This is a genomic window from Aureicoccus marinus (assembly GCF_002954325.1).
In the GTDB taxonomy this organism is placed as follows: domain Bacteria; phylum Bacteroidota; class Bacteroidia; order Flavobacteriales; family Flavobacteriaceae; genus Aureicoccus; species Aureicoccus marinus.
Map to the genome: position 1 here is coordinate 2310336 of NZ_MQVX01000001.1, position 26823 is coordinate 2337158.

Sequence of the window (26823 nt, forward strand, 5' to 3'; positions counted from 1 at the left end):
GTTATGCGGGTTTTTGATTCTCTGTTGCTCCGGAAAAGACCGGATATAAAACTTTAAACGTGGTTCCAACACCCTCTTCCGAGGTAAATTCGATGGATCCCTGACTGTTTTCTACAATATTTTTGACCATCCCAAGGCCCAATCCCATCCCACTGTTCTTGGTGGTGAACTTGGGCTCAAAGATCTTGTCCATATTCTCTTCCGATATTCCAATTCCATTGTCTTGAACGGCAATGCAGATCATATCTTCTTCTCGAGCTACGGTGACCAGAATCTTAGGGTCTTTCTGTTCTTCCATGGCCTGAATGGCATTCTTGACCAGGTTGGTTACTACCCGGATCAACTGGGTTCGATCCAGTTTGGCAATGAGCTCCTCTTCCTCGGCCATAAAGAGGATATAAGGCTCGTGAAATATGTCCAGAGCCAGCTTAACAATGGCGACCACATTAAGGGTTTCTCTTTGTTGAGCAGGCATCTTGGCAAAATTGGAGAATGCCGACGCGATGTTACTCATGGTGTCAATCTGCTGGATCAGACTTTCTGAAAATTCCCGAAGTTTTGCCGGTGAAGCCGGATCTTCTGGATCAAAACGCCGTTCAAAACTCTGTACACTCAAACGCATCGGGGTCAAAGGATTCTTGATCTCATGAGCGACTTGACGCGCCATTTCTCGCCAAGCCTGCTCCCGTTCCCCTCGGGCCAGTTTAGCGGCACTTTCTTCCAGCTCGTCAATCATTTCGTTGTAGCCAGCGACCAGTTGATCAATTTCAATAGAACTCTCTTCTATTTCGATCTTTTCATTGCGCCGGGTAAGGTCCGTTTTGGCCATCTTATCCGTAATCTGCTGAAGGGATTGGGTGATGTAGCGCGAGATAAAAAAAGCAAGGAAGACCGCCGCGACCAACATCAACAGATACACGCCCGAAAGACGGGTCAAAAACTCCCGCAGTTCGTTTTCGTTAAAGGAGTTGTCCTCGTAGTAAGGGACATTTAATATACCGATCGGTTTAAAGCGATTATCATAGATAAAATTGTAGCTCGCCTGGTAGGTCTGTCCCGCCTTGTCCTTCTGCTCCACATAGCGCTTATCCGCGGTGTGCCAGAGGGTATCGATGATGGCGTATTCCAGGCAATTTTCGATGGTATCGGTTTCAAAGGACTCGCTCGAACTCTTGAGTAATTCCCCTTCCAAATCATAAATATTGAAGGGAATTTTATGGACTTCTGCGATCTTGTAGATCTCGTCCCGAAAGATAAAAGGCAGGTTTTCTGTAATGGGTTCGTAGCTCGTCTCGCGGATGGTAAAGGCGATACTTTGCATCACCTGAGCTTCTTTTCGCTCCAGCCTTTTCTTGTGATAATCCTGGGACTGTTCTCCGTACTGGTAGATGGTAACACCGGCAATCAAAACAGAAGCGATGAGCACCAAAATGATCATCGACATGAAGATTCTAAACCGTAAAGATCTTTTCTGAAACACGCCAGGCTTTTTGCTAAAGGTATTTAAAATTACGCCTTGGGGTTTCGCTCACGCACCTTTTTGTACCAGCGTATCCCCAACATCAACAAGACGGCCAACCCAAACAGTCCGAGCACCCCGTACACCCAATCTAAACTGTTTCTCAGAATGACCAAGAAGACGACAGCAAACAAGATTAAGGTTGCGACCTCATTCCAGATCCGCATCTGGCGCGAAGTGTACCGAAACTCTCCCCTCTGCATTTGCAAGAAGATCTGGTGACACTTGCCGTGGTAGAAAAACAGCAGCAGAACAAAGCTGAGCTTGATGTGCATCCACCCCATTTCTAACCAAACCGGTTGTAAGGTCAACAAGGTAATTGCAAAAACCGTGCAAAGAATCGCAGATGGCCAGGTGATGATGTACCACAATCGCTTCCCCATAAGGGCCAACTGCTCCCCCAATATGCTCTTGGCGGGTTCCTCTTTAAGATTCGCTTCTATTTGGTAAATGAAAATTCGGGGAATGTAAAACAAGCCTGCAAACCAGGTAACCACGAAGATTAAATGCAAAGCTTTGATGTAATTGTACAGCATAACGAATCAAAAAAGCACTCTCTAAAACCTGGGTTTCTAAGAGTGCTTCAAAGGTAATGCTCTTTTGGCTAAGGCCTTATTCTTCGATGAACAAGTAATCCAATTGAAGTTGATTGAATTCCTTGTTAAACGCCTTGATTTTTTTGGTTACCAAGGCATCAAAAGCCGTCAATTGGGTATTGATCTTGCGCGTCAATTCCATTTTGACTGCCTTGTCCTGAGCAGTCGGTGGAAAATCATCCAGCGACACCAAAGAATTCAGGTGAGCCAACTTATTCGTCAGGCGAATAGGGAAGTTCAGCGGATCCTGATTCGAGCGGTTCTTGGTCTGGTACAACGCCTTCTCAATGGTGCTCAATGAATCCTGCAAGCCTTTGGCCTTCTCTCTGAGATCTGCCGTTCTGTCGTCGTCTTTGTACTGCTCCTGGAAGGACTTCAACTGTCCGTTGATCTTGCGGATCTTCTTGATATAATCGTGCGCTCGATCGACCGTCTTATTGATATCGGTGATGAAGTCATACTGTTCTTGCATCTGTGCAACCGTCACCTCAGCGCGAGGATCTGGAAGAATGCGGAAAGACTGTGTCTGGGTTTGTCCATTCACATTCAGGTGCACCTGGTACTGCCCTGGAACGGCCTTGGGACCGTTGAAATTGGCCCACCAGAAAATCATGCCTTTCAATCGCTCGGCTCCTTCGCCTCGGGTATTCCAATTGTGGGTGTTTCCACCGGCTTTTAGCTTGAGCTTCTCGGCACTCTTTTTGGCTTTATTCGAAAAATTCGCCAGGGTATCGCCACTCATGGTGGTGTACGTCAAGGATACCTTGTCTTTTTCGCCTACTTCCTTCATGTAGAAGTGAGTCACCACACCCGATGGGTGATTTTTACCGGTTGTTTTTGACGGACGAGATGAAGCTCCTCCCTTGGTACGGTAACTGTCTTTGGGCTGGTAAAGAACAGCCGAATTGCTGCTCATCGCCGGGTCCTGCTGATGAAGAACCGTCAAATCATCAATAATCCACAGACTTCTACCCTGGGTGGCAACGATTAGGTTGTTGTCTTTGATCGCCAAATCCGTAATCGGTACGATCGGCAAATTCAATTGGAAAGGCTTCCAAGATTGACCGTCGTTAAAAGAGATGTACATCCCGGTTTCTGTACCGGCATAAAGCAAGCCTTTTCGCTTGGGATCTTCTCTTAAAACACGGGTAAAGTGCTCCGATGGAATTCCGCTGGTAATCTGTTGCCAGGTCTTTCCGTAATCGGTGGTTTTGTACAAATAGGGCTTGAAGTCACCGAGCTTGTATCGCGTCGCAGCAACATAACAGGTTCCCGCGTCAAAAGCCGAGGGCTCAATACTGTTGATCATACTCCATTCGGGCAGATTGTTTGGCGTAATGTTTTCCCAGCTCTCGCCGCCATTACGGGTCAAATGAATCAAACCATCGTCACTTCCTACCCACATCAGGCCTTCTGTAATAGGACTCTCCTGAGCAGCAAAAATCGTACAGTAGTATTCAACTCCGGTATTGTCTTGGGTGATCGGTCCCCCACTCGAAACAAGCTTGGCCGGATCGTTACGCGTCAAGTCTCCACTCTTCAATTCCCAGCTCTGACCTTCGTCTGTAGACATATGCACGTGGTTCGAGAAGGTGTAGAGCTTCTTTGGATCGTGCTTACTGAAAATAATAGGGAAGTTCCATTGGAAACGGTACTTCATCCCTTCTGCCCCATAGCCCATGGGGTTGTCTGGCCAAACGTTGATCGCACGGGTGGTTTTATTCGCGTGATTGACTCGTGTCAAGAAGCCTCCGTAGCTTCCTCCGTAGACAATTTCGTTATTGGTCGGATCAATCGCAATGTGGGCTGATTCACCCCCTGCTGTAGGCTCCCAATCGTCCTCGGTAATCGCAAAGCCATCACTTCGGTGGTTAATTCTCACCGTCGAGTTGTCTTGCTGCGCAGCATAAATTCGGTAAGGGAAAGCATTATCTGTCGTAACGCGATAAAACTGAGCTGTGGGCTGGTTGTAGTAAGTAGACCAGGTTTCCCCCCCGTCGTAACTCACTTGAGCTCCTCCATCATCCCCAATGATCATCCGCTGAGAATTTTCTGGAGCAATCCACAAATCGTGGTGGTCGCCATGAGGCGCGTTAAAGGTTTTAAAAGTTCGTCCCCCATCGGTTGAGCGGTGGTAACGCACATTGAGTACATAGACCAAATCCTCGTCTTGGGTATCGGCGTACACCCGGGTGTAGTACCAGGCTCGTTGGCGCAATTTGCGCTCACTATTGACTTGGGTCCAGGTTTTTCCGCCATTATCACTGCGGTAAAGCCCTCCTTTGTCTTTGTTTTCTACTATGGCCCAAACCCGCTCAGAGTTGACTGGAGAAACAGTCACCCCAATAATGCCTAGGGTGTCCTTCGGGAAACCATCGTTTTTCGAGATCTCCGTCCAGGTCGCTCCGCTGTCGGTACTTTTCCAAAGTCCTGAACCGTCACCCCCACTACTTAAGCTGTAAGGTGTACGTTGCACACGCCAGGTGGAAGCGTACAAGACTCGTGGGTTATTCGGGTCCATGGCCAGATCGACCGCCCCCGATTGGTTGTTGACAAACAAGATGTTCTTCCAGGTCTTCCCCCCGTCCGTACTCTTGTAGATTCCTCTTTCTTTGGTCGGTTTATAGATATTCCCCATCACCGCGGCATAGACCGTATTCGGATCATCGGGATGCACGCGTAAACGCGGAATATGGCGACTCTTACTCAAACCGCTCTCGGTCCAGGTTTTTCCGCCATCCACGGTTTTCCAGACGCCGTAGCCGGAAGAAACGTTTCCTCGAACTGTTTTTTCACCGCCTCCAACGTAAATAACGTTCGGATCGCTTTTGGCTACCTCAACGGAACCAATACTCCCACCGAAAAAGCCATCAGAAATATTCTCCCAGCTTCTCCCTCCGTCCAGGGTTTTCCAGACACCACCGCCGGTGGCGCCAAAATAGAAGAGGTTGGGTTTACCCGGAACGCCGGTTACCGCTGCAGAGCGCCCCCCTCTAAAGGGCCCGACCAAGCGGTACTCCAAGCTGGAATACAAATCGGGATTCGGACTGTTGTCGGTTTGTTTTTTGCGTCGTTGCGCCTCTGCATTTTGCGGACTCAGCAAGAGCAATGTCATTGCCAAGACCGAAAAGTAAGTCGTCCATTTAGTCATCAGAGAGTAGAGTTTAAGATCCTAAATGTAAGAAAAAAGAGCCCTTTTCACCCGGTGGATTTTAACATTCTTCTAGCGAAAAGGCTGTTAAAGTCTGGGAAAGATGCGATATATTGTGAGGCCGTTAACCAACGAACATCTCACAACTATGACTACAGAAGTAGCCATTCTAAACAAACAGGCTGTTGCCATTGCCTCCGATAGTGCTTCTACAGGATACGATGAATACGGCAGGCCCATTTTCTCAACGGCCAACAAGATCTTTAGTCTCTCGACCGCCGAACCGGTGGCCATCATGATCTACGGCAGTGCCTCTTATATGGGCATTCCGTGGGAAACCGTGATCAAGGTCTTTCGGGACAAACTCGGGGATTCCCGCTACAACTCTCTTCGGGACTACGGCCAGCGCTTTGTTCAGTTTTTACAGGAAGAACGGGAGTTTTACCCGGAAGCCGTTCAAGACACCTATGTAGAGGGGCACCTCTACGACTATTACGATATCCTGAGGAACATTATCCTGGACAATATCGAATACCATTTTGAAAACAAGGAAGAGCTGGGAACCCAAGAAATGTCAACCCTTATCGATGACATCATCGATCACCAAATCAAGGTGTGGAAAGAAGGGAAAACCCACATTCAGGACCCGGAGGTTTTTTCTAAACGATTTTTAGCCAAACACGGCAATACCATTGATCAGGCGATTCGTGAGGTCTTTGAAGAACTGCCTATTTCGGAGCAGGGCAAGATGCGTCTTCAACGCCTGGCAGCTCATATTTTTGTCTACTACCCCCAATCCAATGATTACCTCACCAATACCGGTGTAGTCATTACCGGTTTTGGGCACCTCGATATATTTCCTTCACTGGTTTCCTACAAGGTACAAGGAGTGGCGATGAACACTTTGAAGTACAAGGAGGAATCTCACCGCCAAATTGATCACCAGAATACGGCCATGATTATTCCTTTCGCTCAAGACGAAGTGATCCGCACTTTTATTGACGGAATTTCGCCTTTGATGGACACGATTTACTACAACTTCATCGAGGACGTCTTCGGGTACTATCCACAATTCATTGTAGATGCCCTGGCAGACGAAAGTGGGTTGGATCAGGAGCAGCGCATGGATTTGGAAGACCGCATTCGCCAAATCGGAATTGATAATTTCAGAGATGGCTACCACCAAATCAACCAGATCAAAAGCGATATCAACATTCGACCCATCTTGACAGTGGCCTCCATTCTACCTAAAAATGAGTTGGCCGAAATGGCCGATTCACTGGTCAATTTGACCTGTCTGCGCAAGCGTTTTTCGACAGACGAAGAAACCGTCGGAGGGCCAGTAGATGTGGCTGTGATCTCCAAAGGAGACGGCATGATCTGGATACGAAGAAAGAATTATTTTGATCCGAACGATAATTATCGTTTCTTAAATAACCTAAAATAGTTGGACCATGAATACGGAAAAGACCTATACATCCTACAAGCAAGTACTCGACGAGTGCCTTCCTAACTACTCCAACAAACGCTGTAATAAGCCGCAATCCTCCAAGCATATTTCTCCGGAAGAACGCTTGGCGAGAACCAAAGAAAAGCAGGCTGCTAAAGCCATCTTTGAGGGGATGCGTGCAGATTGGGCCAAGAGCAACGCCAAAAAGCAGCCCCTGCTTAAAAAAGTGGGAGGTGTGTTCGGGAATTTTCTGAACTCAAAGGAAATTTCCTAAGCGCTCTTTCGCACCAAGCGTTTTAATTCAAACTGCAAGTAGAAAGCGGTCACAATAGTGGCTAAAACATCGGCGAGCGAAAAACTCACCCATACCCCTGTTGCACCGTAGTATAGTGGCAGAATCAGCACCAGTGGAATAAAGAAGAAACCTTGACGGCTCAAGGTCAATAAAAGAGCGGGCAAGGCTTTTCCAACCGCCTGAAAATAAGCCGCTCCTATGAGCTGCAAAGCGATAATCGGTGTTGCCGCAAACACCCACCGCATGGCCGATGGAGCGTTTTCGCGAACGAAGGCATTGGTGGCCTGATCTTCGGCCGATAAATCAGCACGATCACTTAAAAAGAGCCCTACAATACTGTCCGGAAACACCATCAAAAGGACAAACACCAGGCTAGCTACCACAGAAGCATACGTGATGGCCGTATAGATGCTCTTTTTTACCCGTTCAAACTTTCCTGCACCAAAATTAAAGCCCGCAATAGGCAAGAATCCCTGGGTAACCCCGAAGACCGGAAAGAGGGCAAACATGAGCATCCTTCCGATAATGGCATAAACAGCGACCATGGCCGCCCCTCCCAGATTAAAGAGGATGTTGTTTACCAGCAAATAGGTGATGCTGGTCACGGCTTGACGTGCAAGGGTCACAAAGCCCAGAGCGCCCATTTCTTTGAGGATACCTCCTTCAAATTTCAGATCCGTCCAACGCGGCTTGAGCTCGGAATGAGGCGATAAGAAAAAGTAAAAAATGTAGCTAAAACAGAGCAAGTATCCTGCTGTGGTCGCCCAGGCAGCCCCCATCATCCCCCAGTCCAGTATATAGATAAAAATATAATCGAGCACCAGATTCCCTATGGAAGGGATGATCATGGCAATCATGGCGTGGCGGGGTTTTCCTTCCGCGCGGATCACCGTATTCCCCATCATACAAAGGGCCAAGAAAGGCACCCCGTATAAAACGATGGTGTAGTAGATTTTGGCCGGTTCAAAAATGCTCTCCTTCCCCCCAAAGGCCGGTATAAGACTATCGCGGAACCACAGTCCCAAGAGGACCATGGTACAGGTCACCAGGATGGTCAGGCTGATCTGGTTTCCAAAAGTCTTGAGAGCTTTTTGTTTGTCTTCTGCGCCGAGAGCCCGAGAAATAATACTCGATCCCCCGATCCCGATCGCCATCCCCAAAGCGGCGATAAAAAAGGAAACAGGGAGCACCACATTGATGGCTGCAATAGCGATCGGTCCGATCCAGTTTCCAACGAAAATGGTATCGACCAAGATATTCAGGCTCATCACCAAAATTCCAATGGAAGCGGGTACGGCCTGTTTGATCAATAGAGGCCCTATGGGCTTGGTGCCCAGTTCTTCTGAACGGGCTCTACTCATACGGTTAAGTAAGCTTCTCTGGTACTCCAGTCCTTGATCCAATCGGCCATAAGTGCTGCCCAATCGTCGCGATCGTTAAGGCAAGGAATGTGCTTGTACGACTTTCCACCAGCCTCTTCGAATTCCTCCTTTCCTTCCATGGCGATTTCTTCCAGGGTCTCCAGGCAATCGCTCACAAAAGCGGGGGTGATTACCGCGAGGCGTGTTCGGCCTTCTTTGGCCAGACGCTCAAATTCGTAATCCGTATACGGCTTCAACCACGGATCTCCAGCCAATCGGGATTGAAAAGAAGTACTCACCTTCTCGGCGGGTAGATTCAAGGCTTTTCGGACCAGCTCTGTTGTCGCATAACACTGGTGACGATAACACGTGTGGTGGGCTACTGAATTGATGGAGCAGCAGCTGCCATCGATCTTACAGTGGGAACGGGTAGGATCGGATTTGCGGATGTGGCGTTCCGGAATACCGTGGTAACTAAACAGCACGTGATCGTACTCAAAGCCTTCAAGCCCTTCGCCAATCGAATGCGACAAAACCTCGATATAATCCGCCCGGTTATAGAAAGCTGGCAAGGTGTCGACTTTCATTTCAGAGAATTTCTTCTGAGCGACTTCCATTGCTTTTACCACGACGGTCTCATAAGACGACATGGCATAATGCGGATAAAGCGGCACCAATAAAACGTGATCCACTCCTTGTTCTTTGAGCTCCTGGAATCCTTTTTCGATGCTCATGCTGCCGTAACGCATACCCAGCGCAACGGGCATATCGAGATGTTTCTTTACTTTTTCTGTAAATCGTTCCGAAATAATGATAAGCGGAGAGCCCTCATCCCACCAGATTTTTTGATAAGCCTTGGCTGATTTTCTTGGGCGGGTTTGCAAAATAATTCCGCGTACCAAAAGGTTTCGGAGAACAACAGGAACGTCAATAACACGTTCATCCATCAGGAATTCATCCAAATAAGGACGCACCGCTTTGGGCGTGGGATTGTCCGGAGAACCTAAATTGACAAGTAAAACACCTTTTTTCACAAGCTTTTCTTTTTGTTTTGCAAAAATACGACATGATTAGGTCTCCCCGGATTTCTCTGTCAACGGTTTTGAATTCGTAACTTTCTGTCTATGATAAGATCCTTCTACCGACTGTTCTTCCTTTTCGCTTTTTGCTGTGCCTCTTTGCAAGCTCAATCAGCATTGGATTACCAGGAAGAAGATCAGCGACTCTTTGAAGCTATGGTCGATCGACTACAGTCTTCTGCTACACTGCAAGGCCCTACTTCGGAGCGTCTGATTGCTTTAGGCAAGACTTTTCTCGGCACCCCTTATGTGGCAAAAACCTTGGAACAGGAAGGCGATGAACAGGTGGTTCTGAACTTGAGAGGCTTGGACTGTACCACCTATATCGAGAATGTACTGGCCTTTGATCGTCTTTTTCAAAATAAACAAAGCGCTCTGGAAGAATTTGGCCAACAGCTCGAATACATCCGCTACCGCAATGGACAACTCCAGGGCTACAGCTCCAGGTTGCATTACTTCACCGACTGGATTCGCAACAACGAACAAAAAGGCCTGATCAAAAACATGACGGCCGCTCTCGGAGGTGTAGAAGAAGAAAGAGCTATAAATTTTATGGGCACTCACCCGCAGTACTACCCGCAATTATCGGCCGAATCGGAAGTCAAAAAAATTCGTAAAACCGAGGAAACCCTCTCCAAAGAAGCGTTTTGTTATATCCCTTTAGACCAAATCGAAGGGATCGAACAGCAAATCGCCTCCGGTGATATACTGGCCCTGGTTACCTCCATTAAAGGATTGGACGTAACCCATACCGGATTTGCTATTTGGCAAGGGGAACAACTCCATTTAATGCACGCTTCAACCTCCGGAGAGGTCGTGATTTCCAAAAAACCCTTGCGGGAATACCTGAAAGGAATCAAAAAGAATATGGGTATTCTGGTCGTTCGCCCGCTCTAGTTATTTCACGGATTGGGCCTTCAGGTATTTTTTAGGGGTCACCCCATACTTCTTTTTAAAAGCCGCGATAAAATGACTCGAGGTGCTGTAGCCCACACGCAATCCCACATCGTGAACATTGAGTTCCCCTCTCAAGAGATGCTTGCGCGCCAATTCCAATTTGTGGTTCAGTAAAAATCCAAAAACCGTATCCCCATAAATCTCGCGGAAACCCTCCTTGAGTTTTTTGAGAGGCAAATCAATTTCTACCGCTAGACTTTCGAGCGTTGGAGGCTCCAACATGCGGTTAATCACAATGTCTTTGGCCATGCGAATTTTTCGCACGTTTTCTTCATCTGCCAAATACGGGCATTGTTCCAAATTAGCCTCCTCGTTCCGATTAAAATAGAGGGCAAGCAATTCGTACAGTTTTCCTTTGACGTAGAGATGTCTTACCGAGTCGTGTACGCCCAGGTGCATCAACTGATTGAGAATAATTGCCTTAGAAGGCGAAATCGCCTCCTGTGAATAGTATTTTTTCTCTTTGCTGATGGAGCTCAGGTAAGGGATCTGCTCGGTTTGATCCGAAAAGAGGGAATGGAATTTCTTCAGGGTCATCACCACAGTAATCATCCAAGTACCGGGCCATAGCTCAGCATTGATGGGGAGGTCTTTTTGGGTATTGTAAAGCAACAGGGAATGCTCTTCTAAGAGTTGCAACTGGTAATTATTTTCGTTGAAGGCCAGTTGAACCTGACCTTTAAGCACAAAGTGCAGCTGTAAAAAGTTCTTATCCAGCGGGTAAGAAGTTGTGATGCGTTCGCTTAAAGGGTTTTGAAACCGCAGTAAGCGAAAACCTTCTTCCAGTATTTCTTCCTGAAAGGACCCTTTAGCGGTGTTTTTTACGGGATTCTCCTCACTCATGAGCTAAATATTAAATTTAGAAAGACTCTAAATTACGGTAAAAATCCTTTGTAAACCGCCTATTTAGAGGAAATATTTAGACTGAGTCTGCCGCCATAACCCTCTAAATTTGTCCGAATAGACCCTTGAACTTTTGGCGTTATTAGGTCCCACCTTGCTACTGTAATTTTGCAGAGTATACAAGTAACAGCATCCTTGACCTCAACCGCATCCTCTTCCCTTTCTTTTTTTGTCGTGGGACTCAGCTTTCAGAAGGCAGAGGAAAGCATCCGTGGCCGTTTCAATTTAGCTACGGAGCAATACGAGGCGCTTTTAGATCAGGGCAAAGAACAAGGCTTGAGCAGCCTGATGGGGATTTCGACCTGTAACCGAACAGAACTTTACGGTTACGCCACTAATCCGATCCAACTGATCAAATTGCTTTGCGCTCACACCGAGGGCAGCTTCGAGGAATTTCAGGACTACGCTTACATCTACAAAAACCAGGAAGCCATCACCCATCTCTTTCGGGTAGGTACCGGCCTGGAAAGTCAGATTCTAGGAGATTTCGAGATTATCTCGCAGATCAAACAAAGCTTTGGCAAGGCTAAAAAGGCTGGAACAACATCCCCCTTTCTGGAGCGCCTTTGCAATGCGGTGATTCAGGCTAGTAAACGCATCAAAAACGAAACTGCCCTTTCTTCCGGCGCAACTTCGGTGGCTTTTGCCTCTGTAAAATACATATTGGAGAACGTGACCGAGCTGAACAAAAAGCGCATTTTGCTTTTTGGCACCGGAAAAATCGGCCGAAATACCTGCGACAACCTGACCAAACACGCGCCAGGTGCAGAAATTACCCTGATTAACCGCACCCGAGAAAAAGCGGAAGAAATCGGAGGAAAATACAACCTCAAGGTCAAAGATTACGGAGATCTTCCGGCCGAAATTCGGCGTTCAGATATTTTGATTGTCGCTACCGGTGCTCAAAAACCGACCTTGTCCAAAGAACTCGTTTTTGCCAAAAAATCCCTTTTGATTTTAGACCTCTCGGTTCCCAAGAATGTAGCAGACGAGGTGTCAAAAATGGATCATGTTGAAGTCGTTCACCTCGACCAGCTATCGCGTATAACCGACATAACAAGAGAACAAAGAGCCAAGGATATTCCTGCTGCAGAGCGAATTTACAAGGAAGTAATGACAGACTTTATGGCCTGGCTTGGAACCCGGAAATTTGCTCCCGTCATCGGCGCGCTCAAAGAGAAACTCTTGCAGATGAAGGAAGAAGAACTCGATTTTCACGCCCGCAAATGGCCGGATTACAATGAAGAGCAGATGGATAAGTTTTCGGAACGTCTGATTCAAAAAATCACCAAACAAGTGGCCAACCACCTCAAATCGGCCAACGGAAGCACCGATACAAGCATCGAGTACATCGAGGCTATTTTTCAACTGGATACCGCCAAAAAATGAGTCAATCTTTGCTTCGACTAGGGACACGCAACAGCGCTTTAGCGATGTGGCAGGCCAAAAAAGTACAATCCCTTCTGGCCGAAAAAGGGCAGGAAGTGGAGTTGGTGCCGATGAAGTCCGAAGGAGATATTGAGCTGGAAAAACCCCTTTACGAATTGGGGATTACAGGAATCTTTACCAAATCCCTGGACCTGGCCCTAATCCAAAACAAAATTGACTTTGCCGTGCATTCGCTCAAGGATGTGCCGACTGCTTTGGCCCATGGGCTTAAAATGTGGGCTGTACTCGAACGAGCCGATCACCGGGATGTACTGATTCACAAAGGCGCTGACTTTTTAGAAGACGAAGACAGACCGGCCACCATTGCCACGGGTAGCCTGCGGCGTCAGGCCCAATGGCTACATCAATTTCCTCAACACCAAGTGACCAACCTGAGGGGAAATGTGCAAACCAGGTTGCAAAAACTCCAGGATGAAGATTGGCAAGGTGCCATATTCGCCCTGGCAGGTCTGGAAAGAATGGAATTGGTTCCAGAAAAAACCGAATTCCTCGATTGGATGATCCCCGCACCGGCCCAAGGAGCCATAGCGGTCGTCGGTCGAGAATCGGACACGGCCACGGAAGCCCTGTTATCGCAAATCAACCACCAGGACACCCGTATCTGTGTAGAAGCAGAACGTCGCCTGCTTAGAGAATTGGAAGGGGGTTGTACCGCTCCGATCGGCGCCTACGCCTCTCTTCAAGGCGAAGAAATGACACTCAAGGCAGGTCTCTTCTCTCTTGACGGACAAGAAGCAATCACCGCTGAGGATAAGGTCTCTAAAGAGCAAGGTCAGGATCTCGCCATTCAATTGGCCAAAGAAATCAAAGCCCATGGGGGTGATGCCATCTTAGAAGCGCTGCGAAATGGCTAGTCTATTGTCGACAAAGCGCCTCGATACACCCAATAAGAATCACTTGTTGGCAGCCGGAATTGGAGTGGTTGACTACGATGCAATTTCGATTCAATTAACTCCTCCCGACCTCAAGTCCATTACCTCCGATAAGCCCTTAACTCATCTTCTCTTTACCAGTCAAAATGGTTTCTTGGGATTTAAATTGGCCTTTGATCAATTGGACTTAGTGACCCAATCCCGCTGGCAACTCTCGGTTTTCTGTGTGGGAGAAGGTACCGCTTCAATTATCCGGGAAGCCGGTTTCCAGGTTAGGGAATACTTTGAAAATGCCCAATCCTTGGGCGAAAGAATACCCAATAACAAGGGAATACGGTGTTGTTACTTCTCGGGAAATCTTAGAAGAGAGAACCTTCTTAAAGAACTGTCTAGTAGAAATATATATTTTATTGAGCGTCGATCATACCAAACGGTTTTGAAGCCCAAAACCTTTGAACGCTCTTTCGACGCCATTCTCTTTTTTAGTCCGAGTGGAGTCCAGAGCTTCACACAAAACAATACGCTTAAAGAGGCCATGGCTATTTGTATTGGTTCGACAACGGCGGCCGAGATTCAGAATCATACCGAAAAGTATATTGTTGCTCCAAAGCCAACGATAACTCAGGTCATTCTGCAGAGTATCAACTATTTTAAACAACTTAATGGCGCGGATTAAGGCCGCATCAAAACGCACTATGGACGTGAATTCAACTAAAACAACTCCCAAGAACGATCTGCTACTCCGAGCCCTACGAGGAGAAAAATTGGATAGACCTCCGGTATGGATGATGCGTCAAGCAGGGCGCTACCTACCAGAGTTCCGAGCGATTCGGGATCAGTATGACTTTTTCACCCGTTGCCAGACTCCGGAACTGGCCTCTGAAATTACCGTGCAGCCTATTCGCCGTTACGGAATGGACGCAGCCATCCTCTTCAGTGATATTCTGGTTATTCCGCAGGCCATGAACATCGACGTGGAGCTTCGCCCGAATTTCGGCCCTTATCTCCCTGAACCTATACGAACCCGAAAAGACCTGGACCGGGTTATTGTACCTGATGTACATACAAGCCTGGATTATGTCTACAAAGCCATCGAACAAACCCTAGAAAAACTAGACGGTGAGATACCATTAATCGGTTTTGCAGGGTCTCCCTGGACCATATTGTGCTATTGCGTTCAAGGTCAAGGTAGTAAAACCTTTGATCTGGCCAAGGAATTCTGTTTTTCACAGCCTGCCCTGGCCGAAGAATTACTTCAAAAAATCACGAATACCACCATTGCTTACCTCAAAGCCAAGGTAGCCGCTGGTGTCCATGCTGTTCAGGTATTTGATTCCTGGGGTGGTCTTCTAAGCCCTGCGGATTTCGACCGTTTTTCTTTGCCCTATATGCAGCAAATCGTAGATGAGCTCAAAGATCTCTGTCCGGTCATTCTGTATTCCAAAGGCGCTTGGTATGCCTTGAATAAAATGTCGAAAACCGGGGCAAGTGCCCTCGGTGTTGACTGGACCTGTACGCCAGAAACCGCTAGAGCCCTTAGTGGAGGAAACATTACCTTACAGGGCAACTTTGACCCGGCTCGATTGCTATCGCCTCCCGAAACCATTTCGGCCATGGTCAAAGAAATGATTGATTCCTTCGGCACAACAAACTATATTGCTAATCTGGGCCACGGTATACTCCCCCATATACCCCTCGAAAATGCGAAGGCCTTCATCGATGCTGTAAAAAATTATTCGGCGTGAACCCAATGACCGTCATCCGCAAGGCGAATATGAAAGAACTCTGGCAGCTTATGCTCTTGGGGTTACGTTATCCTCGTTTTGTTTTTCCGACCTTAAATGCCACCAAAAAAGCCCTGTCCATCAGTCAGCAGTACTACGGGAGGGCGCATTCCAAGAACGGACCGGCCAATGCTTTTCGACACGCCATTTGGAACTACTTAATTGCTCAGTACTGCTATAAAAAGTCGAGAAAAATGGGCAAAGTTCTGCGTTGGACCAAGCGAATCACAGACTGGCACGAAAAACTGTTTCCCAACCCGGAATCTGACCGGTTTATGGACTTGCACAACAACGCCTTCGGCCGACGATTTTTTGAAAAATCTCCTGAATTGCCGAAAACGGAATTGATCACCAAATTACAGGAAGCCGCGAGCAATGCTGTTCAGATCCACGATACACGCCAGGATTTCAACGTCAAAGAATCCATGGTTTACCTGAAAAAAGCCGAATTATGAAGACCCCCTTTCAAGCCTATATTCTGGACCTTCAGGATCAGATAACATCGGCTATTGAGGCCCTTGATGGAAAGGCTAACTTCCACGAAGATCACTGGAAGCGTCCTGAAGGAGGAGGCGGTCGAACACGTGTTATTGCTGAAGGAGCTGTATTCGAAAAAGGCGGTGTAAACACCTCTTCCGTGCATGGACCTTTGCCCAAAAGCATGCAAGACTACTTCAAACAACCGGAAGCGGATTTTTTTGCTTGTGGGCTGAGTCTTGTTTTGCACCCGCACAATCCAATGGTGCCGACAGTACACGCGAACTGGCGGTATTTTGAAATGTATGACAAAGAAGGGCAACTACTGGATCAGTGGTTCGGAGGCGGATTGGATTTGACCCCTTACTACCTTTTTGAGGAAGACGCCCAGCACTTCCATCAAATCTGTAAAGAGGCCTGTGACCGGCACCACCCGGAATTCTACGCACGCTACAAAAAACGTTGTGATGAGTACTTCTGGAATCACCACCGGAATGAAGCCAGAGGCCTTGGAGGCTCTTCTTTGATTATTGCCGCCCGGATCAACCGTTAAGTCTCGAACAATGGTATGCCTATGTCACCGATGTGGCTGATCATTTTTTAGACGCTTACCTGCCTATAGCAGAAAGACGGAAAGATCTGCCGTATTCGGACGAGCAACGCCAGTGGCAAGAAATTCGCAGAGGACGCTATGTCGAATTCAACCTGGTACATGACAAGGGAACCCTTTTTGGTCTTAGGACTAATGGACGTATTGAAAGTATCTTGATGAGTTTGCCCCCTGTCGTCCAGTGGGCCTACGATCATCAACCTGAAAAGGGAAGTCCGGAGGCAAAACTTTTGGAGGTTTTAGCTCATCCCAAGGAATGGGCCAGTCCTACAATTGCTGAAAATTCTGAAAAATAATTTAGTACCTTTCCTACAAAGAATTTAAACCCATGAAAACACTAGTCCATCTCCAAAAAGGCCTTGTCCTTTTGGCTCTTGCCCTTGTTTTTAGCTGCAATACGATCAGTTCCGAGGACTTTGTGATGACCAACAATAATACCGATCGGTTTTCTCTGCAACACCGCTTCTGGGTTGGGGTAGACGATCAAGGCATCCCTACAGACACCATCGGAATTGAAGCCCGTGGCTATTCACAAAGCGCAAAAAGAAAGATCTGGATTTTGGAGCCTAATCCTAACCCAGACGGTTCAACCCCTATCTACATTCGCTACCAAGGTTCTGAACCGAATCGCGGGGTTTACCAAATCACTTCCTACGATGAGGAGGGCCGAAGCATTCAATTTCTGACCGGTTTTTACCGTCCGGATCGTTCCGAATTGGTTCTCTATGAACCCAGTGATGACGCCATGGCCAGTCTGACAGAAAAACTCAAAAAAACGGACCTTCAGTACGAACTGAAGAAGGACAAAATTCATTTTAAAGCGGAAACAGCCCAAAAGCATGCCGATGTGATTCTCGAAATGCTCAAAGACTTTAAAAATCCGGAAGACTTTAATGATTCCCTTATTCTAAGAGGAGTAGATGACAAGGCCGCCCTTGAAGCCCTACTAGCCACAGCAAAAAAGAATTAGGCCCACTGCAGACATGAAACAAAAAATCTACCAGATCGACTCTTTTGCCCGCAAGGTATTCCAGGGAAACCCAGCGGCAGTATGTATTTTGGATTATTGGCCAAGTCCAGATCAAATGCAGGGGATTGCTGAAGAAAACAACCTTTCAGAGACCGCCTTCGCCTTAGCGGTAGGCGACCACTATACACTTCGGTGGTTTACTCCCGAAAACGAAGTGGACTTATGTGGACACGCCACCTTGGCCACCGCTTTTGTTTTAAAAGAATACTACGGATACAAGAAAAAAACCGTCGTTTTTGATTCCCCAAGAAGTGGTCGTCTGGAAGCCCACTTCGAGAAGGACGGGAAAATCAGATTAAACTTTCCTCTGGATCCACCCATAGGGCTAGAAAGTCTCCGTGAAATGAATGAGGCCATTGGATTGGTGCCTCAGCGCACCCTGAGAGGAAAAACTGACTTCATGCTGGTCTATGATTCTGAAGAGACCATCCGAGGTTTGGAACCTGACTTCAGTCTCTTAAATAAAATCAATGCCCGAGGAATTATTGTAACCGCCCCAGGGGATGAAGTGGACTTTGTATCCCGCTTCTTTGCACCAAAATGCGGTATTCCTGAAGATCCAGTAACCGGATCAGCCCATACGACCATGGTGCCTTATTGGGCGAAAGAACTGGGAAAAACCGAATTTGTAGCCAAGCAACTCTCTAAACGAGGAGGAGAGCTTTGGTGTAAATTGGATGGTGACCGGGTAGAGATTGCCGGTTACGCAACTCCTTACCTCATTGGTGAAATCGATATCAACTCCCCCACATCATGATTCAATTTAAAAGGAACCGGAGACTCCGAGTTTCTCCGGCCATGCGTCACTTGGTACAAGAGAACCAGGTGACCCCAAAAGACTTTATCTATCCGCTTTTTATTGAAGAAGGATCTCAAAGCCGAACGCCTATTGGGGCCTTACCAGGGCAATTCCGCTTGACTTTAGATCTTCTGGCGGATGAGGCCAAAGAAATTGCTGCCCTCGGAATCCCGGCCGTATTGCTTTTTGTAAAAGTCCCCGATGAGCTTAAAGACAACCAAGGGAAAGAAGCACTCAATCCAAACGGTCTCATGCAGAGAGCGATTCGCGAAATCAAATCGGCTGCTCCTGAACTACTGGTCATGACGGATGTGGCCTTAGACCCGTATTCCATTTATGGCCATGATGGTATTGTGGAGCAGGGGCAGGTTCAAAACGATGCTACAATTGAGGTTTTGGGGCAGATGGGCCTTAGCCATGCCCAGGCAGGAGCCGATGTGCTCGCTCCCAGCGATATGATGGATGGGCGTATTGCCAAAATCAGACAAAGCCTCGAAACACAAGGGTATTCTGATACTGGAATCATGAGTTATTCTGCCAAATACGCCAGTGCCTATTACGGACCCTTTCGGGAAGCACTGGATTCCGCGCCGGTCGATGAAAAAGGAATTCCAAAAGACAAATCCACTTACCAAATGGATTCGGCCAACGTCAAGGAAGCCCTACGCGAAACCCAAATGGATATTGACGAGGGCGCAGATATTGTCATGGTAAAACCCGGTATGCCCTATTTGGATATTGTCCGTAGTTTAGCGACACAGATTCATACGCCCATTGCCGTCTATCAGGTATCAGGTGAATACGCCATGCTGAAGGCTGCTGCCGAAAAAGGCTGGCTCAACCACGATGAGGTAATGTTGGAACAACTCCTGGCCTTTAAACGAGCCGGAGCGAGTATGATCGCAACCTACCACGCCAAGGACGCCAGTCGTCTATTGGGGTAAACAGCCCTTGAACTATGTATACCAGACACCTTTATTCTGCCAGAGCCTTCGCCCGCTGGACCCGATGGGAAACACTTTTCTTTTTGGCGCTCGCCGCCCTCGTCGTGGTGCTCTACCATGTCTTTGAGTTTACCTTTCTCAATGTGCCTTGGACTCCTGTTGCCCTCATTGGTACGGCCGTCGCCTTTATCGTCGGTTTCCAAAACAACGCCGCCTACGGTCGGATCTGGGAAGCCCGAAAAATTTGGGGTGGAATCGTAAACACTTCGCGTACCTGGGGGATGAAAGTCCAGGACATGGTCAACAACCGCTATACGGACAACCCGGTTACAGAACGCGAGCTAAAAAAGATCCAAAGAGAATTGGTTTACCGCCACATCGCCTGGCTGAGTGCGCTTCGACATGGTATGCGTCAAAAGAAAAAATGGGAGGTCTCGCACCTTAGTCATACCAACAGAGAGTGGCACCGCATCGCCTACATTCCCGAACAAACCACACCTCTAAAAGATGACTTGCTGGAATACCTCAAACCCAAAGAAATTGAGCATGTGATGTCTAAGGGCAATAAGGCCACAGCCCTGCTCTATCTGCAATCCAAACACCTGAAAGAATTAGTAGATCGAGGGCTTATCTGGGAATTCTCCTTTTTAGAACTCGAAAACGTGCTCCAGGAACTCTTTACCCTCCAAGGCAAATCTGAGCGCATTAAGAACTTCCCCTATCCCAGACAATACGCTAGTTTGGCTTACTATTTTGTTCGGGTATTTTTATTGCTTTTGCCCTTCGGTATTGTTCCTTCCTTTCAAGACATCGGCGACCACATCATGGAGCAGTTCCCCCTGATCGGTCAGGAATTCATTTGGTTGTCTGTTCCTTTCTGTGCAGCAGTTAGTTGGGTTTTCTATACCATGGAACGCATTGCCCGTGTGGGCGAGAATCCTTTTGAGGGTAACCCCAACGATGTACCCATCTCGACCATCTCCCGAGGGATCGAAATTGATTTGCGACAGCAAATGGGTGAATCAGACGAAGAAATCCCGGATCAATTCCCAGAAACCTACCATGTTCAAATGTAGGTGAGCAACTGCTGGATTTCTTTGCGAATCCTTACTTTTACAAGAACAACTTAAGGCCAAGAGAACAACATGGGTTTACTCCTTTTCTACGCGTTTATTTCTATCCTGTTCTCCTTTTTGTGCTCTATACTGGAAGCGGTTTTGCTCAGTGTCACACCGACTTTTGTCAACCTGAAAAAGCAAGAAGGCAAACCCTATGCCCGCGCCCTGGAAGAACTTAAGAAGGATGTTGACAAGCCCTTGATCGCCATCTTAACACTCAACACTATTGCCCATACCGTCGGAGCCATCCTGGTAGGGGTTCAAGCCAAATACGCCTATGCCGATATGTTCGGCAGTCAGCCAGAATTTCTGGGTATGCCCTTTTCAGAGGAAGCCATGGTCGGGGTTGTTTCGACCATCATGACCCTTTTGATTTTAATCGCTTCCGAAATCATCCCCAAGACCATCGGGGCCACCTACTGGAAGCAGCTGGTGAATTTTTCGACCCGCACCTTGCGCATCATGGTCCTTATCCTCAAGTACACGGGTATCCTTTGGATCCTCCAACTCTTTACCAAACTCATCGGTAAAAAAGGGGCGCATGGAAGCGTATTGAGCCGAGAAGACTTTACCGCCATGGCCGAGATTGCCGAAGAAGAGGGTGTGGTGGAAGAATCAGAATCCAAGGTGATCCGCAACCTCCTGACCTTTGACGAAATTCAGGCCAAAGACATTATGACGCCCCGGACGGTCATCAAAATGGCACCAGAATCCATGTTGATTCGGGAATTTTTTGAGGCGAACCGTCAACTGCGCTTTTCACGTATCCCCCTTTACGGCGAAAACCAGGACCACATTACCGGTTACGTACTCAAGGACCAAGTACTCGAGAGTTTGATTGACGAGAAAGGGGATCAACCCCTGGTCACCCTTAGGCGAGAAATTCAGGTAACCGAACGCAGCAAACCCCTCCCAGAACTCTTCAACACCTTTGTAACCAACAGAGAGCATATGGCTCTGGTAGTCGATGAATACGGGAGCGTGAGCGGTTTGGTCACCATGGAAGACGTTATCGAAACCCTTTTGGGTCTTGAAATCATGGACGAAAGCGACAATGTCGAAGACTTGCAGTTACTAGCGCGTAAGAACTGGGAAGCCCGTGCAAAACGCTTGGGCCTACTCAACGATAAGCCCGATAGTGAAGAGCCTGAATCCTGATTACGAATACTGTACACTGCAGACACCTTTTGGGAAAGCCCTCCTCGGATGGCGGCCCGAAGGCCTGGCCATATGCCGTTTGCTAAAGGATTCCGAAACCCTGCCTGAAGGTATCATTCCTCTCGAACAACCCTCCCCTTGGTTAGCGCAAGCCAGACAAGAACTCAAAGAGTACTTTGACCAAAAACGAGATCGCTTTAGCATTGAGCTTTACCCGGAAGGAACACCCTTTCAGCAAAAAGTATGGGAGGCCTTGCTTCAAACCGAATGGGGCGAGACGATGAGTTATTTGGAACTCTCCAAAAAGTTAGGCGATCCCAAAGCCATTCGAGCAGTCGCCTCAGCAAACGGTCAAAATCCACTATGGATATTTATTCCCTGCCACCGCATCATTGGTTCCAATGGGGAGTTAACGGGCTACGCTTGGGGTCTGGAATGCAAGTCTTGGTTGCTCAACCACGAATCCAAAACACCTCAGCTGACCCTTAATCTCTAGCGATGATAGCCGTTGGTATATAAGGTAATTCTCGCTGGGCGAGAATACTCCCTCCGGCGTCCAGAATAAGCACGCCACCTTCGACCGAGTTGTCGGTCGTTTGGTAACCATAGCCCAAATAGTACTGCGGGGGACTTCCTTGGCCCACCCCTTTTGCCGTAAACACCAAACGCAGGCCCCTTTCATCTTCCAGCTGCAACCGGAGAGCGTTGATATCAACCAGGCGATTGATGCCATCGTCCAAATTGATTTGGGCCGGGCCATCCACCACAGGAGAAGGCTGAGCATAGGTAAAATAATAATAGAAATTGCTCCCGATCAGTTCGGCTTGCACCGGGCCCGGCTGAAAGAACTGATTGACCTCAAGGGTATTGGAAAATAAAAATTGCAATGAGTTGAGATCGTAAACTTCAAGTTCTGGGCTCACCCCCAACCCACTGCGCAAGACACCTAAACGTTGATCCTCAGTGACAAAATAGGAAGGGGAAGCACCATTTCCCAAGTCAAGAGTCCCCTTCAGTTGGAAGTTTTGCAATTGGTATACCGCAATTTTGTAATTCCCGGTTCCCGATTGGTAACCCACCAATAAAGAGCCATTGAAAACCAAGGGAGGATAAACCTCCTCCACTCCGAATTCCACCGTAAACTCATCCGTGATTGCCGTGTCTAATCCCATCCTCAACAGGCTCAGGTTCTTGCTTCCCACTGGTGCAAAAAAGGCCAGGTAAATCGATTCATCGGCATCGGCTCCCCAGATAATGGAGCGCTCCGGGCTGTTGATATAAAAGCCGGCAATACTGGTCGAAATTCCATTGGTCGGATTGGTTCGAAAGAGACTAAAGGCCCCTCCTTCAAAAGAGTAGAAAGACAATTCATTTTGGTAGTCCCGTTGGATCAGGTAATCCAAGGGTACTCCAAGTTCAGCGGTCAGATTTCGACTCGCAAACACCCCTGTCTGGGGATTGTATATACTGGTATAGACCGAAGTAAAATCTTCCCCTACGAGAATGACTTCGTCCGGATCCTGGGGTTCTTGCGGCTGTTGTAGAGTTTCAGTCGAACATGAAAAGAAACCAAAGAGCAACAGGTAAAACCCTAATCTTCTTATTTTCATAGCAAATACTTGCTCATAAGATAGGCATTATTTTGCCGCCTTAATGCTGTTCTCATGCCTGAAAAGCCCCGGTTTTTACAAATGATTCCTGACCCTCCGCTGATATCAAGCGGGATGTTGGCTGGTACGCCCAGGTACTGCGGATTGATTCGGGATGGGCTCGAAATTCACTTGCCGTGGCATGCCGATGACGAGGATGACCCACTATTAGGAGGTTCCGTAATCAAGCTCTTTGTGAATACCATTAAAACCTAGTTCGAAGAGTTTGTCAAAAGGGGAACGGTTCAGGCCGATCACCTGAGAAAATATACCCCGTGGAGTACCCCATGAATTTGGTTGTTTTGACCCCACCAAAAATGGGATTTTCCTGGTGCAGGATGCCGAATAGCTCTACTCCTTGTAAAATTTAAGTGCCGCCCAGTCGTCTCCCTCCGTTTTTACCTGTAAAAAATAGAGTCCTGAAGAAAGCAGAGAGGTATTGATCGAGCCTTCATTCTTTCCTTTCATCACGACAGTGCCTGCCGAATTGACGATTTGGTAGTTCTTGTCGGCCATAGAAACCGATGTCATCAAAAAAGCACCAGCAGGGTTAGGGAAAATCCTCGGTCCTGTTGTTCCATTAGAAAGAGGTGCTAAAGAATCCTCCTGGTAATGTATCACCAGAGGTTCTGATGGGTTTGATCCATAGCCCAATCCGCATAATGCGTACACTTGAAATTCGTAAAATCCACCAAAAGAAAGGTTATCAAATCGGTGTTGGTTCCCCTGCACCTCCTCATATTGCCACTGCTCCCCCAATTGCCTGTACGCGATACGGTACTGGTCTGTACCTGCAGAAGACCAAGCTAAAGTCAATTGCTGGCTATCTAGAGAAAGTACCTCCACATTCCGAGGTTGTTGTGGACGACAGTCCGAAAAACGAGCTCCACTGATCAAAAGGCTATAGGTCTGAACCTCTTCAAGCAGCTCCCCCTTGTGGCGAACCACCAATTCAAAACTTCCCTGAGGATCAAATACCTCAATTTGTTCGTAAGGATCCACGCGATTATCCCCTGGAAATGCTGGGCTTTCGGCCGCTAAGCGGTTCAAAACCCAGGGCTGGAATTCCTGCCCATTTTGGTACAAGCGAATATCCAAATCGTGAATCAGTGCCGCAACGGGTTTATTGGCAACTAAGCGCTGAGCCTCACCTGGCGGATCCGTCCAACTGATTGAAACGCGTAAAGGTTGATCTCCTATGGCCTCCAGAGTCATGCGGTGTTCCCCTCCTCTCTCGAGGTTTTCTTCTAACAGAGCGCTCGAGTAATTGAGTTGCTGTAAAAAATGGATGCCATTTAAGGCATTAAAAGCGCCCCAACCCATTTGGTAGTCGGGACCTTCCCCATTGATTTCGGTAGCCGTATGTAAGGCCAGCCCTTTTAAGGAGGCGGCAGAAAGGGTTCCCTGATCCAACTCCTGCGCATACTCCTGCAAAAGCAAAAGTCCTCCACTAACTGCTGGAGCCGCCATGGATGTTCCTGAAGCAGTACCGTAGGCTTGGTTCCCGTTAGCGCTTGCTGCTTCGAGCAAGGTACCATCGGAAATTAAATCCGGTTTAATTCTTCCGTCATCGGTCGGGCCAATGGTACTATAAGAGTTCAGACTGCCTTCAACAGAATAGTTTCCTTCCCATTCCAAACGAGCCGAACCGACGGTCAGGCTGTTTTTAGAAACGGAAAAGCCCAACAACTCATCAAAGCCTTCCTGAGGCGTGCCGTATAGCGGCTCCGCATTGTGAGCAAGGCCTCGACTGTTTCCGGCTGCATTGACCAAGAGGTAATTCTTTGCGGCATACATAACGGCATCCCAATCGCGAGAAGCGGCGATATAGCATCCAAAATACCAATCTGGTACATTTTCACTTTTGATTCCATAGGAATGATTAGAAATACGAAGCCCTTCGGCTGCAGCTTCTGCAACTTCCAGTTTATCGGCGTTCCAATCGTATACCCTTCCCTGGCCTTGAGGCAACATCCCTTGGGCCTCTGATCGTAACCCTTGAGCCAAGAGTACACTGGCCACTTGGGTAGTATGGTTGTCTAGATCTGTGCTTTGGTCCCATTGAAAAACACGTCCACTAATTTCCTGGTGGGAATCCAAGACCGCGCCAGCATCCCAGATGCCTACTTGACTTTCTCTTCCCTGAGGAGGGCTAGAGAGCTGAGCATGCCGGGGAATTGAAACCACACGTGTCGCTTCCGCTGCAGTCGACTGCGTTGAATAATACAAGGCAATCCCTTCTGACGTAAAAAAATAGGCCTGATCAGAACCCCCTCTTTCTCATACACCTGTAAGCTTTGTTGCCTTTGGGCGAGAAGGCGATTAAACAATTGGGTTGTTTGGTCCTGCTCCAACTGAAAACGCTGAATCAATTGATCCAAGTTTTCGGCAGTGGATTGAGCGCTGACCGAGGTGGCTGAAAGGGCTAGAAGCAGTGCCCAAAACAAAGCAAATTGTAGGTTGTTGTTCTTGCGGAACATGGCAGGTTTGTAAGATTTGGACTACCAATTTACCTCAACAACCCAAGGAGATCAACAAATTGTACGATTATTCGATCAACAGCGTATCTTTTTTCTTACTCCTGTTGTGAAACTAGATATTCTTGTGGTCTGATCGATTAAAGGCGAGACTTTTTTCGCTTCAAAGCCACATAAACAGGGAAGTGATCGCTGTATCCACCCCGGTATTTCGGCCCTCCATAAGTTCGGAAAGGACTGCCTTTAAACCGCCCTTTGTACTGGGTTAAGAAGCGCGGCGAATAAACCGAAGCATCTCGGAAAGCCGGACCCTCGGATTGGCCTTGAAAAAAGGCCGGAGAAAGTAGTATTTGATCAAACAAAGACCATTTCCCTTTAAAAAAAGCACTTCCCTGCCCCGATTTTTTGACCTGCTGAAATGGATTAATTAAAGAGATACTCTCGTCCAGCAAGCGTATACTAGGACTTTCTGGGCCATCATTAAAATCCCCCATCACCACGATATAAGGATCGCTCTCTTTCTGCTCCAGGGCATTGATTTGGCGCAAAACGGTTTCGGCGGCGTGAAGTCGCTTTTCTTCGGTTTCTTCAACCCCTGCTCTTCTGGATGGCCAGTGATTGACAAACAGGTGAATCAGATCCTCTCCCCACATTCCATTGACGTATAGAATGTCTCGGGTATAGTCCCGGTCTCCGTACTCATCGGTTAAATAGACTGGAACTCGCTCCTGATGGAGTAATTGAAAAACATCTCGGTTGTAAAGCAAAGCGGTGTCGATTCCCCTTTCGTCTGGAGAGTCAAAATGGGCGATTCCGTAATTGACCTGGTTTAGAAACTTGGTTTCTAAAAGACGTTCGATCACTCCGCGATTCTCTACCTCCGCCAGGCCCACGAGTACCGGGGGTTGCGTAGATACATCGTCACCAATTCTTCGAATCGTCTTAGACAGCTTCTTGACCTTGTGCCGGAAACGTTTGGGCGTCCAGGCCTTTTTACCGTCTGGGGTAAAGTCGTCATCCAATGCATGGGGGTCGTCCTTGGTGTCAAAGAAGTTCTCCAGATTGTAAAAAGCCACGGTTGACACTTGGGTATCGACCGTTTTTGATCGGCGATAAAAGTTGAGATTCATGGGCTTTAGTTAGAT

At 47.7% G+C, this 26823-nt stretch carries 25 protein-coding genes and 1 pseudogene; 16 read left to right on the plus strand and 10 right to left on the minus strand.

Annotation, left to right across the window (positions count from 1 at the left end):
- Position 1 precedes the first annotated feature (1 nt).
- The 3 genes from BST99_RS10870 to BST99_RS10880 all read right to left on the minus strand — a co-directional run bounded on the left by BST99_RS10870 (position 2) and on the right by BST99_RS10880 (position 5230).
- Positions 2-1438 carry a sensor histidine kinase gene (locus BST99_RS10870; protein WP_105001831.1) on the minus strand — a complete coding sequence of 479 codons (1437 nt, stop codon included), beginning with the start codon at positions 1436-1438 and terminating at the stop codon, positions 2-4.
- A gap of 71 nt (positions 1439-1509) precedes the next feature.
- Positions 1510-2055, minus strand: a complete 546-nt coding sequence (locus tag BST99_RS10875) for a CopD family protein (protein WP_105001832.1) — start codon at positions 2053-2055, stop codon at positions 1510-1512.
- A gap of 76 nt (positions 2056-2131) precedes the next feature.
- On the minus strand, positions 2132-5230 hold the full coding sequence (locus tag BST99_RS10880) for a WD40/YVTN/BNR-like repeat-containing protein (protein ID WP_105002497.1): 3099 nt from the start codon (positions 5228-5230) through the stop codon (positions 2132-2134).
- Between the two features lie 184 nt (positions 5231-5414).
- On the opposite strand from BST99_RS10880, the gene BST99_RS10885 reads away from it, so the two are divergent.
- Together BST99_RS10885 and BST99_RS10890 are read left to right on the plus strand one after the other, a co-directional pair.
- On the plus strand, positions 5415-6713 hold the full coding sequence (locus tag BST99_RS10885; RefSeq protein ID WP_105001833.1) for a hypothetical protein: 1299 nt from the start codon (positions 5415-5417) through the stop codon (positions 6711-6713).
- Positions 6714-6720: 7 nt separating this feature from the next.
- Positions 6721-6990, plus strand: a complete 270-nt coding sequence (locus BST99_RS10890) for a hypothetical protein (RefSeq protein WP_105001834.1) — start codon at positions 6721-6723, stop codon at positions 6988-6990.
- Here the strand turns inward: BST99_RS10890 and BST99_RS10895 are convergent.
- Positions 6987-8372 carry an MATE family efflux transporter gene (locus tag BST99_RS10895; protein ID WP_105001835.1) on the minus strand — a complete coding sequence of 462 codons (1386 nt, stop codon included), beginning with the start codon at positions 8370-8372 and terminating at the stop codon, positions 6987-6989. The two genes, BST99_RS10890 and BST99_RS10895, sit on opposite strands and share 4 nt — an antisense overlap.
- Positions 8369-9406 carry a ferrochelatase gene (hemH, locus tag BST99_RS10900; RefSeq protein WP_105001836.1) on the minus strand — a complete coding sequence of 346 codons (1038 nt, stop codon included), beginning with the start codon at positions 9404-9406 and terminating at the stop codon, positions 8369-8371. Before hemH ends, BST99_RS10895 begins: the two co-directional genes overlap by 4 nt.
- A 90-nt stretch (positions 9407-9496) precedes the next feature.
- On the opposite strand from hemH, the gene BST99_RS10905 reads away from it, so the two are divergent.
- Positions 9497-10348: an N-acetylmuramoyl-L-alanine amidase-like domain-containing protein gene (locus BST99_RS10905; RefSeq protein ID WP_105001837.1), complete on the plus strand. Its 852-nt coding sequence runs from the start codon at positions 9497-9499 to the stop codon at positions 10346-10348.
- Here the strand turns inward: BST99_RS10905 and BST99_RS10910 are convergent, their stop codons facing one another.
- Positions 10349-11251 carry a helix-turn-helix transcriptional regulator gene (locus BST99_RS10910; protein WP_105001838.1) on the minus strand — a complete coding sequence of 301 codons (903 nt, stop codon included), beginning with the start codon at positions 11249-11251 and terminating at the stop codon, positions 10349-10351.
- A gap of 195 nt (positions 11252-11446) precedes the next feature.
- Here BST99_RS10910 and hemA point away from each other — a divergent pair, with 195 nt between their 5' ends.
- From hemA to BST99_RS10970, 12 genes and pseudogenes are all read left to right on the plus strand, one after another.
- The gene (gene hemA / locus BST99_RS10915; RefSeq protein WP_105001839.1) at positions 11447-12700 is read left to right on the plus strand and encodes a glutamyl-tRNA reductase; all 1254 of its coding nucleotides are present in this window, start codon (positions 11447-11449) and stop codon (positions 12698-12700) included.
- Positions 12697-13614: a hydroxymethylbilane synthase gene (gene hemC / locus BST99_RS10920; protein WP_105001840.1), complete on the plus strand. Its 918-nt coding sequence runs from the start codon at positions 12697-12699 to the stop codon at positions 13612-13614. The genes hemA and hemC overlap by 4 nt, the downstream gene beginning before the upstream one ends.
- Positions 13607-14308, plus strand: a complete 702-nt coding sequence (locus BST99_RS10925) for a uroporphyrinogen-III synthase (RefSeq protein WP_105001841.1) — start codon at positions 13607-13609, stop codon at positions 14306-14308. The genes hemC and BST99_RS10925 overlap by 8 nt, the downstream gene beginning before the upstream one ends.
- A gap of 19 nt (positions 14309-14327) precedes the next feature.
- Positions 14328-15377 (plus strand): uroporphyrinogen decarboxylase, encoded by a 1050-nt coding sequence (gene hemE, locus BST99_RS10930; RefSeq protein ID WP_105002498.1) that lies wholly within the window; start codon positions 14328-14330, stop codon positions 15375-15377.
- A gap of 5 nt (positions 15378-15382) precedes the next feature.
- On the plus strand, positions 15383-15871 hold the full coding sequence (locus BST99_RS10935; RefSeq protein ID WP_105001842.1) for a DUF6973 domain-containing protein: 489 nt from the start codon (positions 15383-15385) through the stop codon (positions 15869-15871).
- Positions 15868-16799: pseudogene (hemF, locus tag BST99_RS10940) on the plus strand (oxygen-dependent coproporphyrinogen oxidase). Before BST99_RS10935 ends, hemF begins: the two are co-directional and overlap by 4 nt.
- A 32-nt stretch (positions 16800-16831) precedes the next feature.
- On the plus strand, positions 16832-17473 hold the full coding sequence (locus BST99_RS10945) for a hypothetical protein (RefSeq protein WP_105001843.1): 642 nt from the start codon (positions 16832-16834) through the stop codon (positions 17471-17473).
- Positions 17474-17486: 13 nt separating this feature from the next.
- Positions 17487-18290 (plus strand): PhzF family phenazine biosynthesis protein, encoded by an 804-nt coding sequence (locus BST99_RS10950; RefSeq protein WP_105001844.1) that lies wholly within the window; start codon positions 17487-17489, stop codon positions 18288-18290.
- Entirely contained in the window at positions 18287-19276 is a 990-nt protein-coding gene (gene hemB / locus BST99_RS10955) for a porphobilinogen synthase (protein WP_105001845.1), read from the plus strand. Before BST99_RS10950 ends, hemB begins: the two co-directional genes overlap by 4 nt.
- A gap of 14 nt (positions 19277-19290) precedes the next feature.
- Positions 19291-20352: a bestrophin family protein gene (locus BST99_RS10960; RefSeq protein WP_105001846.1), complete on the plus strand. Its 1062-nt coding sequence runs from the start codon at positions 19291-19293 to the stop codon at positions 20350-20352.
- A gap of 69 nt (positions 20353-20421) precedes the next feature.
- Positions 20422-21552: a CNNM domain-containing protein gene (locus tag BST99_RS10965; RefSeq protein ID WP_105001847.1), complete on the plus strand. Its 1131-nt coding sequence runs from the start codon at positions 20422-20424 to the stop codon at positions 21550-21552.
- Positions 21533-22048 carry a methylated-DNA--[protein]-cysteine S-methyltransferase gene (locus BST99_RS10970; protein ID WP_245916246.1) on the plus strand — a complete coding sequence of 172 codons (516 nt, stop codon included), beginning with the start codon at positions 21533-21535 and terminating at the stop codon, positions 22046-22048. The genes BST99_RS10965 and BST99_RS10970 overlap by 20 nt, the downstream gene beginning before the upstream one ends.
- Here BST99_RS10970 and BST99_RS10975 read toward each other — a convergent pair.
- Entirely contained in the window at positions 22038-23162 is a 1125-nt protein-coding gene (locus BST99_RS10975; protein WP_105001848.1) for a hypothetical protein, read from the minus strand. The genes BST99_RS10970 and BST99_RS10975 overlap by 11 nt on opposite strands.
- 54 nt (positions 23163-23216) lie before the next feature.
- Here BST99_RS10975 and BST99_RS14500 point away from each other — a divergent pair, with 54 nt between their 5' ends.
- Positions 23217-23417, plus strand: coding sequence for a hypothetical protein (locus tag BST99_RS14500; protein ID WP_219843837.1), 201 nt, complete (start codon positions 23217-23219; stop codon positions 23415-23417).
- Between the two features lie 135 nt (positions 23418-23552).
- Here BST99_RS14500 and BST99_RS10985 read toward each other — a convergent pair whose 3' ends face one another.
- The 3 genes from BST99_RS10985 to BST99_RS10990 form a co-directional block, all read right to left on the minus strand.
- Positions 23553-25388 carry a S8 family serine peptidase gene (locus BST99_RS10985; protein WP_181044212.1) on the minus strand — a complete coding sequence of 612 codons (1836 nt, stop codon included), beginning with the start codon at positions 25386-25388 and terminating at the stop codon, positions 23553-23555.
- Positions 25325-25681: a hypothetical protein gene (locus BST99_RS14225; RefSeq protein ID WP_146106280.1), complete on the minus strand. Its 357-nt coding sequence runs from the start codon at positions 25679-25681 to the stop codon at positions 25325-25327. Before BST99_RS14225 ends, BST99_RS10985 begins: the two co-directional genes overlap by 64 nt.
- Before the next feature lie 137 nt (positions 25682-25818).
- Positions 25819-26808, minus strand: coding sequence for an endonuclease/exonuclease/phosphatase family protein (locus BST99_RS10990; RefSeq protein ID WP_105001850.1), 990 nt, complete (start codon positions 26806-26808; stop codon positions 25819-25821).
- Between the last annotated feature and the right edge of the window lie 15 nt (positions 26809-26823).

Bases quoted from the DNA above. Each gene is read 5' to 3' on its own strand.
- BST99_RS10870 (WP_105001831.1), bottom strand. From the start codon at position 1,438: ATGATCATTTTGGTGCTCATCGCTTCTGTTTTGATTGCCGGTGTTACC.
- BST99_RS10875 (WP_105001832.1), bottom strand. From the start codon at position 2,055: ATGCTGTACAATTACATCAAAGCTTTGCATTTAATCTTCGTGGTTACC.
- BST99_RS10880 (WP_105002497.1), bottom strand. From the start codon at position 5,230: ATGACATTGCTCTTGCTGAGTCCGCAAAATGCAGAGGCGCAACGACGC.
- BST99_RS10885 (WP_105001833.1), top strand. From the start codon at position 5,415: ATGACTACAGAAGTAGCCATTCTAAACAAACAGGCTGTTGCCATTGCC.
- BST99_RS10890 (WP_105001834.1), top strand. From the start codon at position 6,721: ATGAATACGGAAAAGACCTATACATCCTACAAGCAAGTACTCGACGAG.
- BST99_RS10895 (WP_105001835.1), bottom strand. From the start codon at position 8,372: ATGAGTAGAGCCCGTTCAGAAGAACTGGGCACCAAGCCCATAGGGCCT.
- BST99_RS10905 (WP_105001837.1), top strand. From the start codon at position 9,497: ATGATAAGATCCTTCTACCGACTGTTCTTCCTTTTCGCTTTTTGCTGT.
- BST99_RS10910 (WP_105001838.1), bottom strand. From the start codon at position 11,251: ATGAGTGAGGAGAATCCCGTAAAAAACACCGCTAAAGGGTCCTTTCAG.
- hemC (WP_105001840.1), top strand. From the start codon at position 12,697: ATGAGTCAATCTTTGCTTCGACTAGGGACACGCAACAGCGCTTTAGCG.
- BST99_RS10925 (WP_105001841.1), top strand. From the start codon at position 13,607: ATGGCTAGTCTATTGTCGACAAAGCGCCTCGATACACCCAATAAGAAT.
- hemE (WP_105002498.1), top strand. From the start codon at position 14,328: ATGGACGTGAATTCAACTAAAACAACTCCCAAGAACGATCTGCTACTC.
- BST99_RS10935 (WP_105001842.1), top strand. From the start codon at position 15,383: ATGACCGTCATCCGCAAGGCGAATATGAAAGAACTCTGGCAGCTTATG.
- BST99_RS10945 (WP_105001843.1), top strand. From the start codon at position 16,832: ATGAAAACACTAGTCCATCTCCAAAAAGGCCTTGTCCTTTTGGCTCTT.
- BST99_RS10950 (WP_105001844.1), top strand. From the start codon at position 17,487: ATGAAACAAAAAATCTACCAGATCGACTCTTTTGCCCGCAAGGTATTC.
- hemB (WP_105001845.1), top strand. From the start codon at position 18,287: ATGATTCAATTTAAAAGGAACCGGAGACTCCGAGTTTCTCCGGCCATG.
- BST99_RS10960 (WP_105001846.1), top strand. From the start codon at position 19,291: ATGTATACCAGACACCTTTATTCTGCCAGAGCCTTCGCCCGCTGGACC.
- BST99_RS10965 (WP_105001847.1), top strand. From the start codon at position 20,422: ATGGGTTTACTCCTTTTCTACGCGTTTATTTCTATCCTGTTCTCCTTT.
- BST99_RS10975 (WP_105001848.1), bottom strand. From the start codon at position 23,162: ATGAAAATAAGAAGATTAGGGTTTTACCTGTTGCTCTTTGGTTTCTTT.
- BST99_RS14500 (WP_219843837.1), top strand. From the start codon at position 23,217: ATGCCTGAAAAGCCCCGGTTTTTACAAATGATTCCTGACCCTCCGCTG.
- BST99_RS14225 (WP_146106280.1), bottom strand. From the start codon at position 25,681: ATGTTCCGCAAGAACAACAACCTACAATTTGCTTTGTTTTGGGCACTG.
- BST99_RS10990 (WP_105001850.1), bottom strand. From the start codon at position 26,808: ATGAATCTCAACTTTTATCGCCGATCAAAAACGGTCGATACCCAAGTG.